The organism is Variovorax sp. P1_H2 (assembly GCF_056405295.1).
In genome coordinates this window covers 1-4758 of the sequence record NZ_JBFUCJ010000216.1, presented here as the reverse complement: position 1 = coordinate 4758, position 4758 = coordinate 1, and the positions used below count along the sequence as shown (strand labels likewise).

Genomic DNA, 4758 nt, shown 5'->3' with positions numbered 1-4758 from the left:
GCCCAACATGTCGCCCGAGGCCAAGCGGGCCCGGCTGCGCACGCTCGGCGCCAAGGTGGTCGTCGGCGGCGAGGCCTATTCCGACGCGCTGGCTGCCTGTCTCGAACGCCAGCGCGAAACCGGCGCCTTGCTGACGCATGCCTACGACCAGCCCGAAGTGGTGGCCGGTGCCGGCACGCTCGGGCGCGAGATCGAGCAGCAGGGCGGCCTGCCCGACGCGGTGCTCGTGAGCGTCGGCGGCGGCGGCCTGATCGGTGGCCTGGCGGCCTGGTTCGAACGGCGCAGCCGCGTCGTGGCCCTCGAGCCCGAGCGCGCGCCGACCCTGGTGCGCGCGCGCGAGGCCGGCGAGCCGGTCGATGTCGAGGTCGGCGGGATCGCCGCCGACTCGCTCGGCGCGAAGCGCATCGGCGCCATCGCCTGGGAACTCACGCAGCGCCACGTCGACCATGCGCTGCTGCTGTCCGACGACGCGATCCGCGCGGCCCAGTCGTGGCTCTGGAAAGAGCTGAAGCTGGCGGTCGAACCGGCTGCCGCGCTGCCCCTCGCGGCGCTGCACAGCGGCGCCTATGCGCCGCGCGAAGGCGAGAAGATCTGCCTGATCATTTGCGGCGCCAACGTCGACCCGGCGACGCTGGCGTAGAGCTCGCCCCCAGGTTGGCTCACTTCGTGTAGCCGCCTCGAGTCGCTGCCAGAGGCAGCGGCTCTTCGGAGCCGTCCAAGCCTGCGCAGGCAGGCTTGGAGCCGCGGCTCCTCAGCCCCCTGCCGGGGGCCACACCAGCGGCCCGGCGGAGCCGGTTCCGCGGTGTTTCACGAAGAGGCCAGGCTTCAATCGCACGCGGCGCGGGGAAACTCTCAGGCCTGGGCGGGCTGCTGTTCGCAGTTGACCATCCAGGGCACGCCGAACTTGTCCTCGAGCATGCCGAAGCCGGTCGACCAGAAGGTCGGCGCGTAGGGCATCGTGACCTTGCCGCCGGCGCCGAGCGCATTGAAGAGCTGCTCGCCTTCCTTCACGTCCTTGGCCTGGACCGACAGCGAGAAGCCGTGGTAGCCCTTGAAGGGGTAGCCGGGCGGCGCATCGGACGCCATCAGCTGGTGGCCGCGGGCCTCCAGCGTGGCATGCATGATCTTGCCCTTGTGGTCGGCCGGTGTCTCGGCGCCCATCGGGCTTTCGCCGAAAGTCATGCTGAAGAGAATCTTGCCGCCCAGGGCCTGGGCGTAGAACGCGAGCGCTTCGGCCGCGTTGCCGTTGAAGGTCAGGTAGGCTTGCATCGCAACTCCTTGGGGGAATGAGGGGGGCGAATGCGATCCTACGCGCACCTAAAATCACGTTCATGCTCGATATCACACTGTTACGCAAGGACCTGCCGTCGGTCGTTGCCCGCCTCGAAACGCGCAAGAAGAACCAGACCTACCTGGACGTCGCGAAGTTCAGCGCGCTCGAAGCCGAGCGCAAGACCCTGCAGACCCGCACGGAAGAAATCCAGGCGCGCCGCAACACCCTCAACAAGCAGATCGGTCCGCTGAAGGCCAAGGGCGAGTCGGTCGACGCGCTGATGGCCGAGGTCAACGCGCTGAAGGCCGAGCAGGAGTCCTCGGCCGTCCGGCTCGATGCGATCCAGCCCGAGCTCCAGGCCTTGCTGCTGGCGGTGCCGAACCTGCCGCATGCCAGCGTGCCGGTCGGCGAGGACGAGCATGCCAACGTCGAGGTGCGCCGCTGGAGCCCGCAGGGTGGCGATGGCTCAGCCGCGACCGCGCTCGCGTTCACGCCCAGGGACCACGTCGATCTCGGCGCCCCGCTGGGCCTCGATTTCGAGATGGGTGCCAAACTGTCGGGTTCGCGTTTCACGGTGATGAAGGGCCCGATCGCGCGCCTTCATCGCGCGCTGGCGCAGTTCATGATCGACCTGCAGACCGAGCAGCACGGCTACACCGAGTGCTACGTGCCCTACATCGTCAACGCCGATTCGATGCGCGGCACCGGCCAGCTGCCCAAGTTCGAGGGCGACCTGTTCGCCGCCAAGAAGGGCGGCCAGGACGGCGAGCCCGCGCCCGACCATGCGGCGCTCTACCTGATCCCGACCAGCGAAGTGCCGCTCACCAACTTCGTGCGCGACGAAGTGCTGGCCGAAGCCCAGCTGCCGATCCGCCTGACTGCGCACACGCCGTGCTTCCGCTCGGAAGCCGGCAGCGCCGGGCGCGACACGCGCGGCATGATCCGCCAGCACCAGTTCGACAAGGTCGAGATGGTGCAGGTCACGCATCCTGACAAGAGCTACGAGGCGCTCGAGGCCATGACCGGCCATGCCGAGGCGGTGCTGAAGGCGCTCGAGCTGCCGTACCGCGTGGTGCTGCTGTGCACCGGCGACATGGGCTTCGGCTCGACCAAGACCTACGACCTCGAAGTCTGGCTGCCGGCGCAGGACACCTACCGCGAGATCAGCTCGGTGTCGAACTGCGAGGCCTTCCAGGCCCGCCGGCTGCAGGCTCGCTTCAAGAATGCGCAGGGCAAGAACGAACTGGTGCACACGCTCAATGGTTCCGGCCTCGCGGTGGGACGGACGCTGGTCGCGGTGCTCGAGAACCACCAGAACGAGGATGGCTCGATCCGGGTGCCGGCGGCGCTGCGGCCCTACCTGGGCGGCCTCGAAGTGCTGCGCGGCTGAAAAAGCGGCGCAGAAGCTCTGCTATAATCGCGGGCTCGACAGACACCGGAGAGGTGGCAGAGTGGTCGAATGTACCTGACTCGAAATCAGGCGTACGTGCGAACGTACCGAGGGTTCGAATCCCTCCCTCTCCTCCAGAATGGCCCCGCAAGGGGCCATTTTTTTTGCCCGTTCGCAAACTGAAAGTTCGCGAGGCCGAAGCCCTGTTCTCCACCGGCCCCGTGGACAGCCCTGTGGACAAGCGCAGGAGCAACTCCGGGGAAGGGCTCCAGGCTTGGCTTCCGACGCGATGCCTCCAAAACAGGCAGTTCCGCCCTGCGGGTCAGGGCCGGTCAGTGCGAGCCGTGCCGCCAGCTCGATTCAAGCACGCGCCAAGCGATCGGTCGCCCGGATCAACTGGTCCAGGATGCCCGGCTCCGACCAGGCGTGTCCGGCTCCTTCGATCAGATGAAACTCGGCCTCGGGCCAGGCCTTGTGCAGCGCGTAGGCGTAGCGCGCCGGGCAGGGCATGTCGTAGCGGCCATGGACGATCACGCCGGGGATGCCATGCAGGCGATGGGCATCGCGCAGCAGCTGGCCGTCTTCCAGCCAGGCGCCGTGCACGAAGTAATGGTTCTCGAGGCGGGCGAAAGCCAGCGCGAAATGGCCGTCGTCGTGGGCGGCCGCAATGGAAGGATCGGGCAGCAGCGTGATGGTCTCGCCCTCCCAGACGCTCCAGGCCCTGGCCGCCTCCAGCTGTCGTTCGGTGTCGTCGCCGGTGAGCAGCTTGCGGTAGGCGCTCATCATGTCGCTGCGCTCCGCCTCGGGAATCGGCGCCTGGAAGCGCTCCCACTGCGCCGGGAACATCTCCGAGACACCGAACTGGTAGTACCAGGCCAGCTCCGCGCGGGTCAACGTGTAGATGCCGCGCAGCACCAGCGCGCTGACCCGGTCGGGGTGCGTCTGCGCATAGGCCAGCGCCAGCGTCGAGCCCCACGAACCGCCGAACACCAGCCACTGGTCGGCGCCCACGAGGGCGCGCAGGCGCTCGATGTCGGCGACGAGATGCCAGGTGGTGTTCGCCTCGAGCCCGGCATGCGGTGTCGAACGGCCGCAGCCGCGCTGGTCGAACAGCAGCAGGTCGTAGCGCGCAGGGTCGAACAGCCGGCGGTGCTCGGGCGAGATGCCGCCGCCCGGCCCGCCGTGCAGGAAGACGGCCGGCTTGGTGCCGGGGGTTCCCACGCGCTCGTAATAGACCGTGTGTCCGTCGCCGACATCGAGCAGGCCGCTGTCGTAGGGCTCGATCGGCGGGTAGAGCGAACGAAGCGTCGTCATGGTCGGGTGGTGGTGTTTGTTCGCATGCTACCGCCCGGGTCCCTCAGCGCCGCCGCCCGCGCGGCGCTGCGGCCGGCTTCACCACCTGCTCGATCGGCAGCGCCACCTCGGATTTCACCTGCCGCAGCACGATGCTCGAACGCACGTGCGTCACGCCCGGGAGGCTGAACAGGGTCTCGTGCAGGAAGCGCTCGTAGTGCTTCATGTCCTGCACCAGCACCGTGAGGATGTAGTCCGCCGGCCCGGTGGCCGAGACGCAGCTGGTGATCTGCGGGCTGGCGGCGACCGCGTCCTCGAAGCGCTGCACCTGCGACTCGCTGTGGCGGTCGAGGTTGACTTCCGCCACCGCCGCGACATGCAGGCCGACTTTCTCGCGGTCGATCACGGCGGTGTAGCCACGGATCACGCCGGCCGCCTCCATGTCCTTGATGCGCTTCCAGCAGGGGGTCGGCGAGAGCCCGACGGCCTCGGAAATCTGCTGCACGGTCTGCCGCGCATCGCGTTGCAGCTCGAAAAGGATCTTCAGGCTGTGGGCGTCAAGAAGAATGGAATCGATGTTCATGGCGCATCTGGAGAATTTCATCCTCCAATCAGGGGGAATCGATAGTGTATTGAAGAAGCACTTCCTCGCCGGGCGATGGAACAATTTCGGCCATGAAAAGCCTCCCAAACGAAGCGCCCGTCCTGCGCGCCGACTACAAGCTGAGCGACAGCCTGTGGGCCAAGTCGGGCGCCGTCTTCCTGACCGGCACGCAAGCGCTGATCCGGGTGCTGCTGATGC

The 4758-nt window shown here is 67.8% G+C and carries 5 protein-coding genes and 1 tRNA gene; 3 read left to right on the top strand and 3 right to left on the bottom strand.

From position 1 onward, the window contains the following. Positions 1-640, top strand: a 640-nt coding sequence (locus AC1D2E_RS34745) for a pyridoxal-phosphate dependent enzyme (RefSeq protein WP_478201615.1), incomplete at its 5' end; no start/stop codon positions are given. Between the two features lie 212 nt (positions 641-852). On the opposite strand, the gene AC1D2E_RS34740 is transcribed toward AC1D2E_RS34745, so the two are convergent. Then, a complete protein-coding gene (locus tag AC1D2E_RS34740) occupies positions 853-1269 on the bottom strand; it encodes a VOC family protein (protein ID WP_478201614.1) in 417 nt (138 codons plus the stop codon). A gap of 62 nt (positions 1270-1331) precedes the next feature. Between AC1D2E_RS34740 and serS the strand changes: the two genes are divergently transcribed. Both serS and AC1D2E_RS34730 read left to right on the top strand, forming a co-directional pair. Beyond that, entirely contained in the window at positions 1332-2663 is a 1332-nt protein-coding gene (serS, locus tag AC1D2E_RS34735; RefSeq protein ID WP_478201613.1) for a serine--tRNA ligase, read from the top strand. Between the two features lie 47 nt (positions 2664-2710). Beyond that, a tRNA-Ser gene (locus AC1D2E_RS34730) sits at positions 2711-2800 on the top strand. 223 nt (positions 2801-3023) lie between these two features. Here AC1D2E_RS34730 and pip read toward each other — a convergent pair. After that, positions 3024-3977: a prolyl aminopeptidase gene (gene pip / locus AC1D2E_RS34725; RefSeq protein WP_478201612.1), complete on the bottom strand. Its 954-nt coding sequence runs from the start codon at positions 3975-3977 to the stop codon at positions 3024-3026. A gap of 43 nt (positions 3978-4020) precedes the next feature. Next, on the bottom strand, positions 4021-4539 hold the full coding sequence (locus AC1D2E_RS34720; RefSeq protein WP_478172094.1) for an Lrp/AsnC family transcriptional regulator: 519 nt from the start codon (positions 4537-4539) through the stop codon (positions 4021-4023). Positions 4540-4758: the final 219 nt, after the last annotated feature.

Bases quoted from the DNA above. Each gene is read 5' to 3' on its own strand.
- AC1D2E_RS34740 (WP_478201614.1), bottom strand. From the start codon at position 1,269: ATGCAAGCCTACCTGACCTTCAACGGCAACGCGGCCGAAGCGCTCGCG.
- pip (WP_478201612.1), bottom strand. From the start codon at position 3,977: ATGACGACGCTTCGTTCGCTCTACCCGCCGATCGAGCCCTACGACAGC.
- AC1D2E_RS34720 (WP_478172094.1), bottom strand. From the start codon at position 4,539: ATGAACATCGATTCCATTCTTCTTGACGCCCACAGCCTGAAGATCCTT.
- serS (WP_478201613.1), top strand. From the start codon at position 1,332: ATGCTCGATATCACACTGTTACGCAAGGACCTGCCGTCGGTCGTTGCC.